Raw genomic sequence first — 18,189 nt, 5'->3', positions numbered from 1 at the left:
CAGTCACATCTCTACACATGGATGGTTTTGGAGGATCAGATGGTGCAGTCCTGTTCAATCGAGCGCGCAGTCGATGACGTATTGGCGCGGCTTCCCTCGCATATTCACCTGGGTTTACCGCTGGGTCTGGGCAAGGCCAATCGCTTCGTCAACGCGCTCTACCAACGCATCAGGCAACTGCCCGAACGCCGACTGACGATTTACACCGCCCTCAGCCTTGGCCGCCCGCCCCTGGGCGAAGGGCTGCAAAGGCAGTTTCTCGAACCGTTCATCGAGCGGGTGTTTGGCGACTACATTGAGCTGGACTACCTCGCAGACCTGCACCGCAACAGCCTCCCGGACAACATCCACGTCGAGCAATTCTTCATGCAGCCGGGCAGCCTGCTCAACAGCCCGTCGGCCCAACAAGACTACGTCAGCAGCAATTACAGCCACGCCGCCCGCGACATCAATGCCAATGGCTTGAATCTGGTCGCGCAACTCATCGCCCGTGATCCGCAGGATGCCCATCGCCTGAGCCTGAGCTGCAACCCCGACATCACCCTGGATCTGCTGCCGATGATCGCCAAGCGTCGGGCCGCGGGCGAGACCATCCTGATGCTGGGCCACGTCCACAGCGACCTGCCGTTCATGCCCGGCGACGCCGAAATGACAGCCGACGATTTTGACCTGCTCATCGAGGAGGATGAGCGCACCACGCTGTTCTCCACACCCAATATGCCGGTGAGCCTGCAAGACCACTTTATCGGCCTGCACGCCAGCACCCTGGTGCGCGATGGCGGCACCTTGCAGATCGGGATCGGTGCCATGGGGGATGCGCTGGTGGCGGCATTACTGGCACGTCAGGCCGACAACGCAGGCTATCGCGCCTTGCTCGACGACCTGGACATCAGCCCCTGGCACCCCCTGATTGAGGCAGAAGGCGGCATCGTGCCCTTCGCCCAAGGCTTGTACGGTTGCAGTGAAATGTTTGTCCACGGGCTCATGGTGTTGGTGGACGCGGGCATCGTGCGGCGCAAGGTGTACCCGGACGCCGAACGTCAGGCGCTCGCCAACGCGGGCATGCTTGACGAGAGCCTGCACACTGACGGGGTGTGCGTACATGGCGGCTTCATCCTCGGCCCGGCCAGTTTTTACCAACGCCTGCGGGAGGTGCCTCACAGCAAACGCAGCGAATTCAACATGACCGCCATCAGCTTTATCAACGAGCTGTACGGCCAGGAAGCATTGAAACGCCTGCAACGCCGCAACGCGCGCTTTGTGAACAGCGCGTTCACCATGACCCTGCTTGGCGCCGGGGTGGCCGATCAACTGCAAGACGGCCGCGTACTCAGCGGCGTGGGCGGGCAATACAACTTTGTCGCGCAGGCGCACGCCCTGCATGACGCGCGCTCGGTCATCATCCTGCGCAGCTGGCGTGAGTCGGGCGGGGAGGTGAGTTCCAACATCGTCTGGGAATATGGCCACTGCACCATCCCGCGCCACCTGCGCGACATCGTGATCACCGAATACGGCATCGCTGATTTGCGCGGCAAGACAGACCGCAAGGTCATCGAAGCCTTGCTCAACATCACGGACTCACGCTTTCAGACCGCGCTCATCGAGCAGGCTCAGCACATCGGCAAGCTGCCCAAAGACTTTTGCCTGGATCCGCGCTTTGCCAACAACAGCCCGGAGCGCTTGCACGCCATCGCCGCGCGCCATCCGCACCTGTTCCCGGAGTACCCGCTGGGCTGTGATTTCAGCGCGCAGGAGCAAGACCTGCTGCGAGCCCTGAACTGGCTCAAGAGCAAATTCAAACTCACGCAGATCTATGAACTGGGCAAGGCCACGCTGGACGCACCCGCGCCCCATGCCTTCCCGGAGCACCTGGCGCGCATGCAACTGGCAAAGCCCACTGGCCTGCGCGAAGAGTTGTATCAGCGCTTGCTGCTGGCGGGTTTACAGGCAACCGCCAAGCCGCACTGAAACACAGGCACGCACGTGCTTTAACCGTTGGCGGCGCACGGCGTGGCCAGCGGTTAAAGAGGCAACGCCTTACTCGATAAAGGTCACTTTGCCGTCGGCCAGGGACTTGACCCGAGCCAGCGACTCAACGCGATAACCCTGAGCGTCCAGTTCGGCACGGCCGCCCTGAAACGACTTCTCGATCACGATGCCAAGGCCTGCAACCGTGGCGCCCGCTTGCTTGATGATCGAAATCAGTGCCTGCGAAGCCTTGCCGTTGGCCAGGAAGTCATCGATGACCAGCACGCGGTCGGTGCTTTTCAGGTGACGCGGCGAGATCGCAACGGTGCTTTCGGTCTGCTTGGTGAACGAGTAAACGGTCGCCGTCAGCAGGTTCTCAGTCAGGGTCAGCGACTGGTGCTTGCGGGCAAAAATCACCGGCACGCCCAGGTTCAAACCCGTCATCACCGCAGGCGCAATGCCCGACGCTTCGATGGTGACGATCTTGGTGATGCCCGCATCTTTGAACAAACGCGCGAACTCGTCGCCGATCTCTTTCATCAATTGCGGATCGATCTGATGGTTCAAAAAGGCGTCGACCTTCAAAACCTGATCGGAAAGCACGATGCCTTCTTCGCGAATTTTCTTGTGCAGTGCTTCCAACGTAACGTCCTCAAATAGCGCTTATGCGCTGAAGGTAGAGTGAAAAATAGTCGATTTTAGCGTTTAAGCATGGCGCGTATATCGGCCAATGCCGTATTTCCGCGAACCGCTTTAACTTCGGTAGGGGTGTCGTCGTTACCTTCCCAGGCCAAGTCGTCCGGGGGCAGCTCATCCAGAAAGCGGCTAGGCGCGCAATCGATGATCTCGCCGTACTGTTTACGCTTGGCGGCAAAGGTAAACGCCAGCGTCTGACGTGCGCGGGTAATCCCGACGTAGGCCAGGCGCCGTTCTTCTTCAATGGTGTCGGCTTCAATGCTGGAACGGTGCGGCAGGATTTCTTCTTCCATGCCCATGATGAACACGTAGGGGAATTCCAGGCCCTTGGACGCGTGCAAGGTCATCATCTGCACGCCTTCGGCGCCGTCTTCCTCTTCTTGCTGACGTTCGAGCATGTCGCGCAAGACCAGCTTGCCGATGGCCTCTTCGATGGTCATGCCGCCGTCTTCGTCTTTTTCGAGGGTGTTTTTCAACGCCTCGACCAAAAACCAGACGTTGGCCATGCGGTAGTCCGCCGCTTTCTCGCTCGAACTGTTGGTGCGCAGCCAGTTCTCGTAGTCGATGTCCATGATCATGCTGCGCAGCGCGGCTATCGGGTCTTCGCCCGCGCACTGCTGGCGGATGCGGTCCATGAAGCGCTTGAAGCGTGCCAGTCGGTCGGTGTAACGGGTGTCGAGGTGCTCGCCCAGGCCGATTTCGTCGGTGGCCGCGTACATCGAAATTTTGCGTTCGGTGGCGTAGTTGCCGAGTTTTTCCAGCGTCGTGGAACCGATTTCCCGGCGCGGCACGTTAATCACCCGCAGGAAGGCGTTGTCGTCATCCGGGTTCACGATCAAGCGGAAATAGGCCATCAGGTCTTTGACTTCCTGACGTCCGAAGAAGCTGTTACCGCCGGACAGACGATACGGAATCTGATGGTGCTGCAATTTCAGCTCAATCAGTTTGGCCTGATAGTTCCCGCGATAGAGGATCGCAAAGTCGCTGTAGGGCCGGTCGGTGCGCAAGTGCAACGTGAGGATTTCAACCGCCACGCGCTCGGCTTCTGCGTCTTCGTTGCGGCAGCGAATGACCCGCACTTCGTCGCCATGGCCCATCTCGCTCCACAGTTGCTTCTCGAACGCGTGCGGGTTGTTGGAAATGAGCACGTTGGCACAGCGCAGGATGCGGCTGGTGGAGCGATAGTTTTGCTCCAGCATCACCACTTTCAGGGACGGGTAATCGTCCTTGAGCAACATCAGGTTTTCCGGGCGGGCGCCGCGCCAGGCGTAGATCGACTGGTCGTCGTCGCCCACCACGGTGAACTGGTTGCGCGTGCCAATCAGGTACTTGACCAGCAAATACTGGCTGGCGTTGGTGTCCTGGTATTCGTCCACCAACAGGTAACGCACCTTGTTCTGCCACTTTTCAAGGATGTCGGCGTGCTCTTCGAACAGCTTGACGGGCAACAGGATCAGGTCGTCAAAGTCCACCGCGTTGTACGCCTTGAGCGTGCGCTGGTAGTGGGTGTAGACAATGGCGGCCGTCTGTTCCTTGGGGTTGCGGGCGTCTTCGAGGGCCTTGGCGGGCAGGATCAGGTCGTTTTTCCACGAGCCGATCATGTTCTTGATTTCATCGACCCCGTCGTCGCCCGAGTACTCCTTCTGCATGATGTCGGTCATCAGCGCTTTGACGTCCGCTTCGTCAAAGATCGAAAAACCCGGCTTGTAGCCCAGCCGCGCATGCTCCTTGCGGATGATGTTGAGCCCCAGGTTGTGAAACGTACTCACTGTCAGGCCACGGCCCTCGCCCTTTTTGAGCAATGTGCCGACCCGTTCCTTCATCTCGCGCGCCGCCTTGTTGGTAAAGGTCATGGCGACGATGTACTGGGCGCGGATGCCACAGTTCTGGATCAAGTGCGCGATTTTGCGGGTAATCACGCTGGTTTTGCCCGAGCCCGCGCCGGCGAGCACCAAAAGAGGGCCGCCGACGTAGCTCACGGCTTCTTGCTGCCGGGGATTGAGTCGGGACATGACGAGTCAGGGGGTCGTATCTGAAAAGGGCGGGCATTTTAACAGGCTGAGCAAATATTGCTGCCACTCTGCGACAGTGTGACGTAGCACTCTGTCTAAATTTGCTGCTTTTGTTACTTTCGCGCAGGATGCCGGGCGGATTTGAGGCTACCGTGAGAGGTGGACCACAAATATGTATTTGATAACCAATGTCATTTGCCATTGGTCGTCGGCGCGTCATAATGCCCACCGCCTGAAATTACTGCAGAGTCTAGGGAGCCAGCTTGTCTACGCCTGTCGAACCCTTGCGTTTGCTGCTATTGGCCGAAGAGCCTTCTTGGGCAGCGTTGTTGCGCGAGTGTCTGGCGCCCATAAAAACCGTTGCCGTTCTTGTGTGTGCGCCGAATTGGGAGTCGGTCAGTTATCTGTTCGAAAACGACCGCAATGCGTTGCTGCTCACCACCCCCGCGCTACAACCCGCACCGGGCCGTTGCCGGTTATCGACCATTCTGCTGCTGGAGGCTGAACCCGATGCCTCGCCGCAAGGGGTCAGCGACTGGTTCGTGGCGTCCAACCTGACGACCGATTTATTGCGCCGAAGCCTGCGGCATGTTCGCGAGCGCGGCGTACTCGAACACACCTTGCAGCGCTTGGCCGAAGAAGACCCGCTGACCGGCATCGCCAACCGCCAGGGCTTTCAGACCCTGCTGGCCGTGCGTCTGGCGGAAAGCGAAGGCCGCGGCATCGCCCTCGGGCATCTGGACCTGGACAACTTTCGCCACGCCAACGATGCCCTTGGGCACCAGGCGGGGGATCGCCTGATCCTGCAAGTGGTGGCCCGGCTCAAAAGCCAGCTGGAGGCGGGCGATCAACTGGCCCGACTGGGCAGCGACGAATTCGCCTTGTTGATCGACACCCGCCGCGCCCCCGAACGCGCCGAGCAGATCGCTGAACGCATCACTGAAGCGCTGGCCGAACCTTACTGGATTGACGGCGAGAGCCTGTTGATCGGTTGCAGCCTCGGTATCGCCCATGCGCGCGCCAACGCCGGGGCCGATCCGCTGATGTGGCATGCGCACATCGCCATGCAGCAGGCCAAGAGCACGCAAGGCTGCACGTTTCACCTGTTCAATGAACGCATCAACCGCAACGCCCGCAGCCTGGCAGACCTTGAAAGCGAACTGCGTCGTGCCCTGCGCCGCGACGAGCTGGAGCTGCATTACCAGCCGCGCCTGGATTTGGGCACCGGGCAGATTGTCGGCCTTGAAGCCTTGGTGCGCTGGCGTCACGGCGAACGTGGCCTGCTGGCCCCCAGCGAGTTTGTGCCGCTGGCCGAACAAAGCGGGTTGATTGTGCCGCTGGGCTATTGGGTGATTTCCCGGGCGCTGCGCGACATGCAAGCCCTGCGCGAACACGGGTTTGCGCCGCTGCACATGGCGGTCAACCTGTCGTTCCGGCAATTTCAGGACAGCCAGTTGCTCTCCACCCTCAGCCGCTTGATTAGCGAGCGCGGGGTCGAGGCGCAATGGCTGGAATTCGAACTGACTGAAACCGCCGTGATGCGGCGCAGCGACCTGGTCAAGCAGACGATGGATGCGCTGGGGCGGCTGGGCGTGAGGTTTTCGCTGGACGACTTCGGGACGGGGTTTTCTTCTTTCGTGCACCTCAACAGCCTGCCGATCGCCTTGTTGAAAATCGACAAAAGTTTCGTCGGCGGCATGGAGAGTCGCGAAGAAAACCGCAAGCTGGTGCCCGCCATGATCAACCTGGCGCACAACCTCAAGCTGGAAGTGGTCGCCGAAGGGGTCGAAACCCCCGAGCAACTGGCCCTGCTGCGTAGCTTTGGCTGCGATCAGGTGCAGGGCTACTTCATCAGCAAGCCCTTGCCACTGACCGAACTGGTGGCCTTCTTGAGCCAGGCCATGGGCAAGCGCGAGGCGGCCTCGCGCTAACGGCGCGAGGCTCGGTTACGCCTACAGGCGGATCGTGGCGTTGTGCGCACGCCTGAGCATGCGCCGCATCTTCCACTCGAACGCCAGGGTCAGGCTGATGGCCGCACACGCGAGGCCCAGCGCCAACCCCCACCACACACCCGCCGGGCCCCAATCGAAGGTGAACGCCAGCAACCAGGCCAGCGGCGCGCCGATGGCCCAGTAGCAGAACAGGCCGACGAGAAAGGTCGTGCGGGCGTCTTTCAGCCCGCGAATCGCGCCCATGGCGATGGTTTGCGCACCGTCGAACAGCTCAAACCACGCCGCCACCGCCAGCAAGCTCATCGCCAGCTCGAACACCGGGCGGAACGCCAGATTGTCGTAGTCCAGCAACAGGCCGACCAGCTCCTTGGGCCAGAACCAGAACACCACCGAAAAGCACAGCATGGTCGCCGCGCCAAAGCCGATCCCGACTCGCCCCGCCAGGCGTGCGCGCAACAAATCGCCACCGCCGTAATGCTGACCGATGCGCATGGTGATCGCATACGACATGCCCGCGGGCACCATGAACGCGGCCGACACAATTTGCAGCGCGATCTGGTGCGCGGCCAGTTGCGTGCTGCCCATGGTGCCCATGCACAAAGCCGCAAAGGCAAACAACCCGACTTCCACCGCGTAGGTGCCACCGATGGGCAAGCCCAGGCGCCACAATTCGCGCAGGTACGGCACGTTAAGCCGCGACAGGCCTTTGCGCAGCGGATAGGCGTCGTAGGCCGGGTGCCGATGAATATGCCAGGCAAGCCCCAGCGCCATGCCCGTGGCCACAATCGCCGTCACCAGGCCGATGCCCATCAACCCCAGTTTAGGCAGGCCGAACATGCCGGTAATCAGCGCGTAATTGAGCAGGAAGTTGGCCACGGTGCCGATGACGCTAATGACCATCACCGGCACCGGGCGACCCATTGCACTGGTAAAGCCGCGCAAAGCCATAAACGTCATGTAGCCGGGCAGTGCAAAAGGCAGTAACAACAAGAACTGACCAGCCATTTCGACGTTGCTCGGGGTTTGCCCGAACAGCAGCAACACCGGCTTGATGTTCCACAGGATCAATGCGGCGCCCAGCGCCAGCCCCCACGCCAGCCAAACGCCAGCCTGAGTGAGACGGGTCGCGCCCTCGATGTCGCCCGCGCCCTGGCGGATCGACACCAGCGTGCCCACGGAGGCAATCACCCCCAGGCAGAAAATCGACACGAACGAATAACTGGCCGCCCCCAAACTGCCGCCCGCCAGTGCTTCGGGGCTCAGGCGCGCCATCATCAGGGTGTCGGTGAGCACCATCAGCATGTGCGCCAACTGCGAAGCAATCAGCGGCCCAGCCAACCGCATGATGGCGCCGAGTTCGATACGTGCAGAATGCTGTTTGGTCATCGGTATGAATTCTTAAGATACGTTGAAAGGCTGGATTCTCGGCGCCTTCAGTGATTTAAGCAAAGGGATAAAAACGATCCATGGCATGATTAAAACTCATATCAAATGCCTTTATGCCCGCATAAACCTCTCGTACACATGGAATATTCCTCATGTCTCGTAGCCTTCCTCCGCTGTATGCCTTGCGCGCGTTTGAAGCCGCTGCCCGTCACAGCTCGTTTACCCGTGCGGCCGATGAGTTATCCATCACCCAAAGCGCCGTCAGCCGCCACATCAAAACCCTGGAAGCGCACTTTGCCTGTCGACTGTTCCAGCGCAATGGCCGCACGCTGCAACTGACCGAAGCCGCACGCTTGCTGGTGCCGGGCGTACGCGAGGGGTTCCTCGCACTGGAGCGTGCCTGCACCACCTTGCGCGCTGAAGATGACATCTTGCGCATGAAGGCACCGTCGACCCTGACCATGCGCTGGTTGTTGGCCAGACTCAGCCGCTTTCGCCACTTGCAGGTGGGCAACGAAGTCCAGCTGACCAGCGCGTGGATGGACATCGACCATGTCGATTTCAATCAGGAGCCGTTCGACTGCGCGGTGTTGCTGAGTAACGGCCACTTCCCGCCTGACTGGGAGTGCACCTTGCTGTTCCCGGAAATGCTGATCCCGGTGGGCGCGGCCAACCTGCTCGACGAGCAACCGTGGGATGTCTCACGGCTGGCGGGCACCGAGTTGCTGCACCCTACGCCTGACCGTCGCGACTGGCGCCGCTGGCTGGACTGTCAGGGCCTGACCGGGCAGGTGTCGCTCAAGGGCGGGCAGGTGTTCGACACCCTCGAACTGGGGATGATCGCGGCGGCGCGCGGGTATGGCATCTCCATGGGTGACTTGCTGATGGTGGCCGAGGACGTGGCACAGGGGCGGTTGAGCCTGCCGTTTCCAACCGCCGTGGCCAGCGGCGAAAACTACTACCTGGTGTGGCCAAAAACCCGGCCCGGCGGCGAGCGCTTACGCCGCCTGAGCGACTTCTTGCAGCAAGAAGTCGCCGCCATGGAACTGCCCGACGTGCGGCGGCTGGCGTGAGGCGGACGTGAGGCTGGCGCGCCCGGCCTCACGCTACGACAGGGTCATTCGCACTCTGAAACAGCCTGGGTGGCATGTTTGAGGGCGTTGGCCAAGTCGCTGGCGTTACGGCTGGAGTAGATGCTGCCGCCGGTGTTTTCCGCAATGCAGTTGGACAGCGAGCTGTCACCGATATTGACCACATTCACCCGCAGCCGCGGTTGTTCGACAGCAATGCGCTGCGCCACCTTGCAGACGTTTTCATTGCAGCCGTCGTCGCCGTCCACAAACATCACGATCACCGCGTCGCGATCACGGCCATTGACCTGCCGGGCCGCCTTTTTCAGGCTCGACGCCAGCGGCGTGCCTTCGTTGGCGTTCAGCCCCTGAATCCCGGCGATCAACTGCGGGCGCTGCGCCGCGCTGAAGACACCGTGGTCGGGCTGGCGGAAACACCCGGCAAAGGTCATCAGCCGCGTGTCGATGTCGGGGTGCAGGTTGTTGATGATCCCGGTCAGCGCCGTTTTCGCGACGTCGAGACGGGTTTGCGGGGCGAAGATTTTCACCGTGCGCGGGTCATTGTCTTCGGGCTGGGGACGGCTCTTGAAGTACCAGTCCTCATCGTCCTTGGTCGCGTTGATGTTGAGGTTCATCGAACCCGATGTGTCGAGGATCACCACAAACTCAGGCGGCAACTCGCTGCCTTGCGGCGTGCTGGCACGGCACACAGGAGTGCTCTGCACCGGCAACAGGTTCATCGGCGGCAAGCGCCAATGCCATAACGCCCACAGTAACAGGCCCAGCAGCAGAAACAGCGCCAGCAGCCACCACGGCCAGAGACGCCGTGGGCGCCGCACCACAACGGGTGCGGCTACGGGCGCAGGCGCCGGGGTCGCCACCGCGGGTGGTGCCTGCAACCCCCAGCGCACCACCACCGGGTCGCCATTGATGCTGTAGAGGTTGTTCAGATCGGGCGCACCAATCAGGGTACGCAAACTGGCGGCCTGCTCCGGCTGGCCGCGGGTGACCAGTTCATCGGCCAGTAACCCGAGGGTTTCCTGCCGCTGGCGATAGCGCTCCAGCAGCGCCGCCTGCTGGTCGTCATTCAAGTCATGAAAGCGCGTGGGCTGGCCGCCCAGCTCGGTCCACCACTCCACCACGTCGCCACTGCCAATGCGCGGGATCGCGTAGACACTGGCCACCGACGGCGGGAAGTGCTTGAGGATCAGGGCGATTTTGTCTTTTAGCGCGTCCAGTCCGTGTGGCGTGGCGTGCTCGTCCCGGGTAATGCGCTGCATGGGGTGAATTCCTGAAAAAGACGTCGGCAGCGCCAGGCTGCCGACCGGGTCAAGCAGAAGGGCTTATTCGTAACCGAGGCTGAATTGCAGCTGGTTGACCTTCTTTTGCAGCGCCTTGAGTTCCTGTTGCTTGGCCGCCATTTGCTTGGCGTTGCCGGTGCTGGCGGGCTTGGCTTGCGCGGCTTTGAGCTGCTGCTCAAGCGCGGCAATTTGCTGCTGCACCTGCGCCTTGTTGCCACTGCGGGTCTTGAGCGAACCCAGCAGTTGGCTCAGGGACTGGTTCAGCGCCGCCTGGGACTTCTGCTGCGCCAGCAAGTCATTGCGCGACGCCGCCTGTTGCGCGGCAATGTCCTGGTACACCTGATGGAACATCGCGTTTTCTTGTTGGGATTTGGCCAGCGCCGCCTCGTTCTGGCGGATTTGCTCGCTGTAACCGCCGCCCGCGTCGCAGTTCACTTTGGTGAACAGGCTGGCATCACGGTTCGTGGCATCGCATTCACCCGGTTGGGTGGCGCAACCGGACAACACCAGCAACGCGCCCACCCCTAGCATCAATCGTACATTCATGGTTTCAACCCAACGTGATCGCGGAACGCTGGCTGTACAAGCCATCGACTTCTTTTTGCAGGCTCGCCACTTTCTCGTTCATCTTCGAAATGTTGGCGTCGATCTGCTTCAACTCAGGGGCGTTGCCCTGGGCGCGCTCGACTTTCACCACGTCGTTGTAGCCCGCGACTTTGGTCTGCATGTTTTTCACTTCGCTGCGCAGTTGATCGATGTTGCTGTCGATCGCGGCAATCTGTTGTTGCGCCTGGGCCTTGTCGATTTTTTTGCTGGCCAGGTCGCGTTTGATCTGGGCGATCTGCGCCTTGTCATCGTTAATCACCTGCTGAGCCGTAGCGGTACGCGTGACGACCTTTTGCGTGTCCAGCTGCACGTCGCTGTTGTACTTCTGCAAGCGCTGCGTGGTGTTGGCGTATTCGCTACGACGCTGGTCCACGTAGTAGTTGGCCCCCATCGCCACCCCACACGCCGCCACGCCTGCGGCAATCATGCACACCGCTTTATTCCCGGAGTTGCTCAGGGCACAGGTCAACACCGCAGCCCCCGCGCCCATGGCGCACGCCTGATAGCCCGACTTGCTGAAAAACTCGGCATCGGTGCCCTGGGTCAGGCGCGGATCGGGTGCCGGGGCGCCCGAACCCAACATGCCACTGCCAGTGCTGGCGCAACCGGTCAGCAGCACGCTGGCGGTGAGCATGAAACTGACCAGTAACTTCGAAGAGGACCAGAGGCGGCGCATCATTGTATTTCTCCTTGTTGAAGCGGGTTTCAGGGCTTATTGGGTGACGGACTTGCAGCTGCTCAGCCAGGCGTCAGTGTCGATCTTCTGCTTTTGCAGGTAGGTCTTCTGATTGGCCCAGTGGGTGCGCAGGTACGGTTTGAGTTCTTGCAGTTGTTTGTTCTGGCTGATGATTTCTTCCATCACCGGCACTTGCGGCTCCAGCAACGGCTGGCCGTACAAGGACGCAGACTCCACCAGGCTGCTGGCGTAGTAGCGGCTGAGTTTGTGCAGGCGGTCCTTTTGCTCGTCGAGCTTGCCCTTGCGCATGTCGCAGCTCGGGTCTTTGTCTTCGGATTCACAGTTGAGCGCGTAGTTTTTCTGCAAGAAATCCAGGTAGCGGCCGTCATCAAGCATCTTGGTGCACAGGAACGCGCCCAGGTTGAGGCTGGCGCGAATGGCTTGGTCGCGGGTCTCTTCTTGCTGCTGGTTGCTGGCGCGCAGCTGGTTTTCCAGCGCTTGCAGCTTCTCTTTGAGGGCTTTGTCTTCCACCGCGGAAGCGAGGTTGTTCAACTCCTGAACCGTGCCTTTGTCCTGCGACGCGTCCCCTTGCTGGGCGCCCGTGCCGAGTTTTTTCCAGCTCTTCTCGATGCTGCCCACGCGCTCGCGGGACGTCAGGGTGGGCGACACCAGCACCAGGCGCAAACCGGTGGTTTTGTTTTTCACCTGGCCGTCAGCGTTGTAGTACGGCTCTTCCTTGCGCAACGCAGTGCGCAGATCGGCCTGCGGCGTCAGGTAGTTGCCGCCGCGCACCACGTAACCACCGGCCTGACCGTGCTGGCGGTCCAGTTTGTTCAGGCGGAAGGGTTCAAACATCATTTCGTCGGCGTTGCCGAGCATGTCGTGCAGGCCCAGCGGGTTAGGCTTTTGCAGCCCTGAGAGTTGCAGCTTGCCGTTGGACGACTGCGCGCCGCCAAACCACTCATAGGCATTCAGGCCGTCGGGCATCGGGTAGCGCGTGTCGCTGAACTCGGCCGCGCCGACTTCCAGCCCGCCACGGGCCGCGAATTCCCACTCGGTTTCCGTGGGCAGGCGCAGGAAGCCCAGCGCACCATCTTCTTTCGGCAGTTTGTCGGCGGCGTTTTTACGCAACCACAGGTTGTACGTGTCCCCGGCATCGATGGCCTGCACCCAACTCACCGCCACCTGCGGCAGGCGCAGTTTGTTCGACGGAGTCGGGCAGGTCTCAGCGGTCAGCGCCTGATACTGCAACTGGCTCATCTCGTACTTGGCCATCAGGTAGTAACGGGACTTGTCGTTCTTGGCGCCGGTGAAGCTGCCCGCAATGAACGCCGGGCGCTTTTGCTCGACATAGCCCCAGTCCGGGCTGTCCTGACCAATGTTGATCGGGTAATCGTCCAGCGGGCCGGTGACCGGGATGAACACCTTGCGAAACACCATCGAGCCGTCGCACGGCATCGGCAGCACCACGTCACTGGCGTCGGGCACAGGGTTGAAATACTTCTCGTCCCAGCCTGCCGCCGAAGCGTTAAGCAAGTAGCCGAAGCTCAGGGATGCGAGCAACACAACACGTTTATAGCTCACGCAAACTCTCCGCAGGTTGGATGCTGATGGCCCGCAGCGCGCCGATCACGGCGACCAGTGCAGCGACCAACAGTGCAATCAGCAGGGCCGCCAGCCCATGCCAGACAGTGATGTGACAAACAAAGGTGCCCGTGGCCTGACTGCTGCCGAGCAGGTGGTCGAACAGCAGGCTGCCAACCCCGTAAAACGCGAGTCCGCCGACATACCCGGCAAGGCTTAACAGCATCGCCTGGGCGATCACGAACCCCGCCACTGCCGGGCTGCTGAAACCAAGCAGCCGCAGCACGGCGAGGCTTTTGCGTTTGCGGTCGATGTTGGCCAGAAACGCGCCGATCATCGACGCAATGCAGCCGATCAGCGCCGCCCCGGCGATCACGCCAAAAATCAGGCCCAGCACGTGGTTGATGGCTTTGACGTTGTCGATGTCGGCCAGGCGGCTGGACGTTTCAATGTTCTGCCCGTTCAACCAGCGCTCCAGCGGCGCGACGCCATCCACGTCGCGGGCGTACACCCGCGCCCTGGCGTAGAGCGGTTGCAGGTGGCCGAGTGGCTGACCGGTGTCGAGGCCGAACGCGGGCACCTGATAACCGTCGCGAAACCGCTCCAGCGCCAGCAGCAACGGTGGCGCGACAAACCCCGCGGCCCGGCCGAAACGGGCGGCGTCGAGCACCGCGACCACCTGCAAGGTCAGCTCGCCGCGTTCGTTGATGCCGTCCAGACGCCGGGTTGCGCGCAAACGCACGCTGTCGCCGACCTTGGCCTGCAAGCGTTGCGCGGCGCGGTCACTGAGGATCACTTGTTGGCCGCTCAGGTGGATCTGCGGCAGGTTGAGCAACGGGTCAGCGGCCTCGCTGGGGATAATTTCCGCGTTTTCGACAAAGCGCTGCAGGCCGACCAGCAAATCTGCCTGGGTGTTGAGCGAGCGGGTCTGGCCAATGGCAAAGCCGACTTCGGGTTGCTCACGCAACCGCGCGATCCAGGCCGCGTCGTAATTGCCGCTGCTGAGCATTTTCACTTCGAGGTTGCGCGGGTCGCTGAGCAGTTCGTTCTGCAACTGGCTGACCACGCCGTGCTTGAGGCCAAACAGCAGCAACAGCGGCGCAATCACTGCCACCAGCGAGGCAGCAATGCAAAACGACACCTTGCGGTCATGCCAGAGGTCGTCGACCGCCAGCTTGCCGAGCAGGCCGAGACGGCTAATCCATGGCTTCAAACAGCGTTTCTCCCTGACGGCTGATCGCGCCCAGACGCGGTAAGCCAAAGTCGCGCACCAGCGCCCAATCGTGGGACACCACCAGCGCACTCAAGCCCAGCTCATTGACCAGGCTCAGTAACAATTCGAACAGGCGCCGGGCGCTGTGGGGGTCGAGCGCGGCCGTCGGTTCGTCGGCCAGCAACACCTGCGGCTCATGGGCGATGGCCCGCACACAGGCCACCCGCTGGCGCTCGCCGATGGACAAGGCTTGGGGCAGCTTGCCCAGCAAACCGTCGAGGCGCAGCGCCTGCACGGCCCGATCCACCTGCGCGCTGTCGGCGGGCATGCCGAGCAAGCGGCGGGGCAGGCTGATGTTGTCGCGCACGCTCAAGAACGGCAGCAAGCCGCCGCTTTGCAGGATGAACCCCAAGTGCCGCGAGCGTACGGCCGACAAACCGGGCTGGTCATTCGCGGCAAGCATCTGCGCGATATCCAGCGAAGCCGTCGCCGGGCCGAGGCGAAATCGCCCCAGCTCCACGGGTTGCAATAACAAGCCGATGGCTTCGAGCAGGGTGCTTTTGCCGCAGCCGCTTTCGCCGGTGATGGCCAGAATTTCTCCGGGCTTCACCTGCAACGTCGGCAAACGCACATTGTGCGCCTGGGCGCCGCTGCCCCGGCGCACCCACATGTCCTGAATATCGAGCATGGGCGTCCCGTTAAGGCATCATTTCCAGCGGCACCGGGTACACGTTATCCCGTGCATCGCTGTCTTTGGCCAGGGCCACCCAACGGTCCACGTCCGCGTTGTAACGCTGGTAGTGGCGCAGTTTGGTGCTCAGGTTGCGGATAAAGCGCTCTTGCGCCAGGCCGTCCCAGCTCTTCCAGGTTTCTTCGTCCAGGTTGAGCACTTCGCTCTGGTACGGCAGGTCTTCGAGGTACTCACCGAGCACGCCCATGTCCGCCAATTTGGCGTTGCCGTTCTGCTTGAGCTGGTTGGGGTCGGCGCCCATGGTCGCCGCGACCGAACGCAGGCGATCAAACATTTCCGTCGGTGAGATCAACCCTTCGTTGGCCGCGTCCAGAATCTGTTTCATCACGTCGCTCAAATCGCTGAGCTGGGCTTTGGTCAGCAGCACACGCACATCGGTGGTGGGGATGTTTTGCTTGATCAGGTCGCGGTCCGTGATCCACGCCTCAAACACGGGCGGCGCCTGGCTGTTGGTTTTTTCACCCAGATACGCCAGTTGCATGGCATGACCGATCAAGGCCGCGTCATCGAGCATTTTCTGCTCGGCCGGGTCTTTCTGGGCGGCCACGTCCTGCTTGGCATTCAACGCGCTGCCGATGGCGTCATCGCCCATGTAGGCGGCCTTGACCTGCGCGGTGATGGCACCGGCCAGCGCATCGACCTTCTGACCGAACGCCTGCACGTCACCGGCATTGACCGGGTAGTACAGCGAGGTGTTGGTGCCGGGGTAGGTGGACAGGTTCTGGTACTGCGCCTCGGCCTTGCCGTGATCCTTGATCCCGGCCGGGGTTTTGAGGTGCAGGGTGTAAATCGCCACGCCAGGGTTGGCCGCTTCAAGGCGAACCTGATCGGCGCTGAGCCCGGTGCTGCTGAGCTTGTCATCGCCTTCAAGGGCGCCCGCGTCGGTAATCAACACCACATACCGGGCGCCGAACTGTGACCAGTCGACCTTCTCAATGCTGTGCATCACACCGGCATACGAGTCTTCGTCGAAACTTTTACTGGAGACCTTGGCTTGCTTGAGGTCCGCGACCTTGGCCAAAAAGTCTTCACTGCCGGTGACCTTGTTCGGGTCGGCGTACATTTTGGTCACGTATTCCAGCCCCGGCACCGCCTGGGTGTTGGAACGAAACGCCACCAGGCCGAACTTGACCTGATTGCCCAGGTTCTCGCTTTCGATCTGTTTGTAGACCTTGCGAATCGCTTCGCGGGTGCGGTCGATGTACGGGTCCATCGAGATGGTGGAGTCGATGACAAACACCACGGCCGCACTGAATTCTTTCAATTGGCTGGTTTTCACCGCGCCCGCGTCAGCGGCGTTGGCGGCGGCCGCTTGCACCGCTTTGTCCTCGGCCTTGCTCACCGACGCGACGTTGAGCAAACGCGTGCGGAAGCCTTCTTCGGTCATGACTTCTTCGCCGCTCAACACCGGCAGCAGGTAGAACTGCTTGTGCAGGTCGACGAAGTATTCCGGCTCCTGGGCCAGTACACCCGGCGCCAGCGTGCCCTGTTTGAGCTTGGCCCGCAGCGGCGCCACCTTGCTCACCGGGTCGGGCGCGTCGAGGATGCCTTCGAGCGTGGCGCGGTCCTTGAAGAACATCAGGCGATCACGGTTGGCCGGGTTGGTGAAGGCCAGTGTCAGCTGCATCTTCCAGTCCGTGGTGCAACTGGCCGGCAGCCAGCCGATGGTTTTGCCGTAGCTGTCAGGCCCGACCTTGAGCCACTGGGCATTGCCGGCGTCGGCCCGCTCGTACACGTAGAAACGGCTGAATGTCGGCTGAACCGCCCCGGCGGCGCCACCCGCGCTGCTGCTCAGTGCGCAGCCCGGCGTGGTGAGGACGCGCTGGAACAGGGTTTTCTTGCCTTCCTGAATCAGCGGCTTGTCGTCGGCCCAGGCCAGCGAACTGCCCATGCACAGGGCCAGCAGGGCGCTGGCGGCCAAAGCAAAACGGCTCACGGCTTCAACTCCTCAAAACGCGCCTTGGCGTCGGCATTGTCCGGGTCCTGGCTGAGAATGGTTTCGTACCAGTAAGCGGCCGTGGCTTTGTCCGGCTCGGCAAAGCAGGTGCTGGCCTGATGGAATTTCGGGTCGTACTCATGGGCATAGGCCATGGCGATGGGCAGATCACCGGCCTGTGCACGGTTGGCGTACAGCCGCTGGGCGACGCCGCAGTGGTTGTTGGCCTTGGCGACGTTGATGATTTCCAGCAGTTCGGCGCTGCCCGGCGCTTTTTTGATGCAGGTTTGCACAAACGTCAGCTCGGGCAAGGTGCTCATGCTCTCCAGCGTGCAGGCTTCGGCGCCCGTGATTGCCGGTGCAGGGACGGGGGCCGGTTCAGGCGCAGGCGCTTGGGCCGCCGGGGTTTTGTTCAGCCAGAACCAGGCGCCCACCGCAATGGCCGCCAGCACCACCAGGGCGATGATCAAAGGCAGCAACCAGGCTTTTTTGCGAGGCGCAGCAGGGGGCGGCGCAGGCGGGGCCGGGGCGGGTTCAGGGTCTGGTTGCGGGGTGACGGGTTCGACGACCGGCTCCGGCTCAACCACGGGCGCCGGTTCAGGCTGCGCCGGGGCGGGCGGAGGCGGCAGCTCGCCGGTGTCCTTGTGCTCGGGCAGCTTTTCTTCGGTGTTCGCTGACGACGGTTGCAAGCCCACCGCCGGTTTCAGTACCCCACGGTCGCTGTACCCGCCACCGCCCTGTTCGCGCAGCTCGATCATGAACTGGGCATTTGCCCCGCCTTCGAGCACCGGGTCGATCAGTTGCGGGCCGACCACGGTTTCCAATTCTTCTTCAGTGGCCCCCACGCTGAAATGCGCGACCTTGAACCAGTACGGGCTGTTGCTCCAGTGCTGGTCGCCCTGAAGGAAGTGGCCGTCCTGATTGCGCTGGATCGAAAACTCCAGGCACTCATGGCCGCCTTGCCATTTTTTGACCGACAGGCAGCCCTGACCGGCGATGTGGGGTTGCAACTTGAACAAGTCGACTCGAATGGTCATT

Annotated in this window: 14 protein-coding genes; 3 read left to right on the top strand and 11 right to left on the bottom strand. The window is 61.7% G+C overall.

The features are described 5' to 3' along the window. Positions 1-39 precede the first annotated feature (39 nt). The gene (locus IF654_RS00705) at positions 40-1,968 is read left to right on the top strand and encodes an acetyl-CoA hydrolase/transferase C-terminal domain-containing protein (RefSeq protein ID WP_083333135.1); all 1,929 of its coding nucleotides are present in this window, start codon (positions 40-42) and stop codon (positions 1,966-1,968) included. Between the two features lie 69 nt (positions 1,969-2,037). Here IF654_RS00705 and IF654_RS00700 read toward each other — a convergent pair whose 3' ends face one another. Then, the gene (locus IF654_RS00700; RefSeq protein WP_047278811.1) at positions 2,038-2,610 is read right to left on the bottom strand and encodes a xanthine phosphoribosyltransferase; all 573 of its coding nucleotides are present in this window, start codon (positions 2,608-2,610) and stop codon (positions 2,038-2,040) included. Between the two features lie 56 nt (positions 2,611-2,666). After that, positions 2,667-4,676: a DNA helicase Rep gene (rep, locus tag IF654_RS00695; RefSeq protein WP_047278813.1), complete on the bottom strand. Its 2,010-nt coding sequence runs from the start codon at positions 4,674-4,676 to the stop codon at positions 2,667-2,669. Between the two features lie 263 nt (positions 4,677-4,939). Here rep and IF654_RS00690 point away from each other — a divergent pair, with 263 nt between their 5' ends. Beyond that, positions 4,940-6,607 (top strand): putative bifunctional diguanylate cyclase/phosphodiesterase, encoded by a 1,668-nt coding sequence (locus tag IF654_RS00690; protein ID WP_047278816.1) that lies wholly within the window; start codon positions 4,940-4,942, stop codon positions 6,605-6,607. A 21-nt stretch (positions 6,608-6,628) separates the two neighbouring features. Here IF654_RS00690 and IF654_RS00685 read toward each other — a convergent pair whose 3' ends face one another. Next, positions 6,629-8,014, bottom strand: a complete 1,386-nt coding sequence (locus IF654_RS00685) for a NorM family multidrug efflux MATE transporter (protein ID WP_047278818.1) — start codon at positions 8,012-8,014, stop codon at positions 6,629-6,631. Between the two features lie 152 nt (positions 8,015-8,166). Between IF654_RS00685 and IF654_RS00680 the strand changes: the two genes are divergently transcribed. Continuing rightward, entirely contained in the window at positions 8,167-9,087 is a 921-nt protein-coding gene (locus IF654_RS00680) for a LysR substrate-binding domain-containing protein (protein ID WP_047278820.1), read from the top strand. A gap of 44 nt (positions 9,088-9,131) precedes the next feature. On the opposite strand, the gene IF654_RS00675 is transcribed toward IF654_RS00680, so the two are convergent. From IF654_RS00675 to IF654_RS00640, 8 genes are all read right to left on the bottom strand, one after another. After that, a complete protein-coding gene (locus tag IF654_RS00675; RefSeq protein WP_047278822.1) occupies positions 9,132-10,364 on the bottom strand; it encodes a vWA domain-containing protein in 1,233 nt (410 codons plus the stop codon). 63 nt (positions 10,365-10,427) lie between these two features. After that, the gene (locus IF654_RS00670; RefSeq protein WP_047278824.1) at positions 10,428-10,931 is read right to left on the bottom strand and encodes a lipoprotein; all 504 of its coding nucleotides are present in this window, start codon (positions 10,929-10,931) and stop codon (positions 10,428-10,430) included. Positions 10,932-10,935: 4 nt separating this feature from the next. Then, positions 10,936-11,670 (bottom strand): hypothetical protein, encoded by a 735-nt coding sequence (locus tag IF654_RS00665; protein ID WP_047278827.1) that lies wholly within the window; start codon positions 11,668-11,670, stop codon positions 10,936-10,938. Positions 11,671-11,703: 33 nt separating this feature from the next. Next, a complete protein-coding gene (locus IF654_RS00660) occupies positions 11,704-13,251 on the bottom strand; it encodes a formylglycine-generating enzyme family protein (RefSeq protein WP_047281564.1) in 1,548 nt (515 codons plus the stop codon). Then, complete coding sequence (locus tag IF654_RS00655; RefSeq protein ID WP_047278831.1) at positions 13,241-14,464, bottom strand: ABC transporter permease; 1,224 nt, start codon at positions 14,462-14,464, stop codon at positions 13,241-13,243. The genes IF654_RS00660 and IF654_RS00655 overlap by 11 nt, the downstream gene beginning before the upstream one ends. Then, a complete protein-coding gene (locus tag IF654_RS00650; protein WP_047279587.1) occupies positions 14,448-15,152 on the bottom strand; it encodes an ABC transporter ATP-binding protein in 705 nt (234 codons plus the stop codon). The genes IF654_RS00655 and IF654_RS00650 overlap by 17 nt, the downstream gene beginning before the upstream one ends. Positions 15,153-15,162: 10 nt before the next feature. After that, the gene (locus tag IF654_RS00645; RefSeq protein ID WP_169835792.1) at positions 15,163-17,106 is read right to left on the bottom strand and encodes a vWA domain-containing protein; all 1,944 of its coding nucleotides are present in this window, start codon (positions 17,104-17,106) and stop codon (positions 15,163-15,165) included. Between the two features lie 41 nt (positions 17,107-17,147). Further along, entirely contained in the window at positions 17,148-18,188 is a 1,041-nt protein-coding gene (locus tag IF654_RS00640) for a hypothetical protein (RefSeq protein WP_047278838.1), read from the bottom strand. Position 18,189 lies beyond the last annotated feature (1 nt).

The sequence above is a fragment of the Pseudomonas lundensis genome, from assembly GCF_015377145.2.
Taxonomy (GTDB): Bacteria; Pseudomonadota; Gammaproteobacteria; order Pseudomonadales; family Pseudomonadaceae; genus Aquipseudomonas; species Aquipseudomonas lundensis.
The sequence above is the reverse complement of the archived record's forward strand: the minus strand, read 5'-3'. Positions and strand labels throughout refer to the sequence as shown.

Coding starts and splice junctions, on each gene's coding strand:
- IF654_RS00680 (WP_047278820.1), top strand. CDS start 8,167: ATGTCTCGTAGCCTTCCTCCGCTGTATGCCTTGCGCGCGTTTGAAGCC.
- IF654_RS00675 (WP_047278822.1), bottom strand. CDS start 10,364: ATGCAGCGCATTACCCGGGACGAGCACGCCACGCCACACGGACTGGAC.
- IF654_RS00640 (WP_047278838.1), bottom strand. CDS start 18,188: ATGACCATTCGAGTCGACTTGTTCAAGTTGCAACCCCACATCGCCGGT.
- rep (WP_047278813.1), bottom strand. CDS start 4,676: ATGTCCCGACTCAATCCCCGGCAGCAAGAAGCCGTGAGCTACGTCGGC.
- IF654_RS00670 (WP_047278824.1), bottom strand. CDS start 10,931: ATGAATGTACGATTGATGCTAGGGGTGGGCGCGTTGCTGGTGTTGTCC.
- IF654_RS00665 (WP_047278827.1), bottom strand. CDS start 11,670: ATGATGCGCCGCCTCTGGTCCTCTTCGAAGTTACTGGTCAGTTTCATG.
- IF654_RS00705 (WP_083333135.1), top strand. CDS start 40: ATGGTGCAGTCCTGTTCAATCGAGCGCGCAGTCGATGACGTATTGGCG.
- IF654_RS00685 (WP_047278818.1), bottom strand. CDS start 8,014: ATGACCAAACAGCATTCTGCACGTATCGAACTCGGCGCCATCATGCGG.
- IF654_RS00650 (WP_047279587.1), bottom strand. CDS start 15,152: ATGCTCGATATTCAGGACATGTGGGTGCGCCGGGGCAGCGGCGCCCAG.
- IF654_RS00645 (WP_169835792.1), bottom strand. CDS start 17,106: ATGGGCAGTTCGCTGGCCTGGGCCGACGACAAGCCGCTGATTCAGGAA.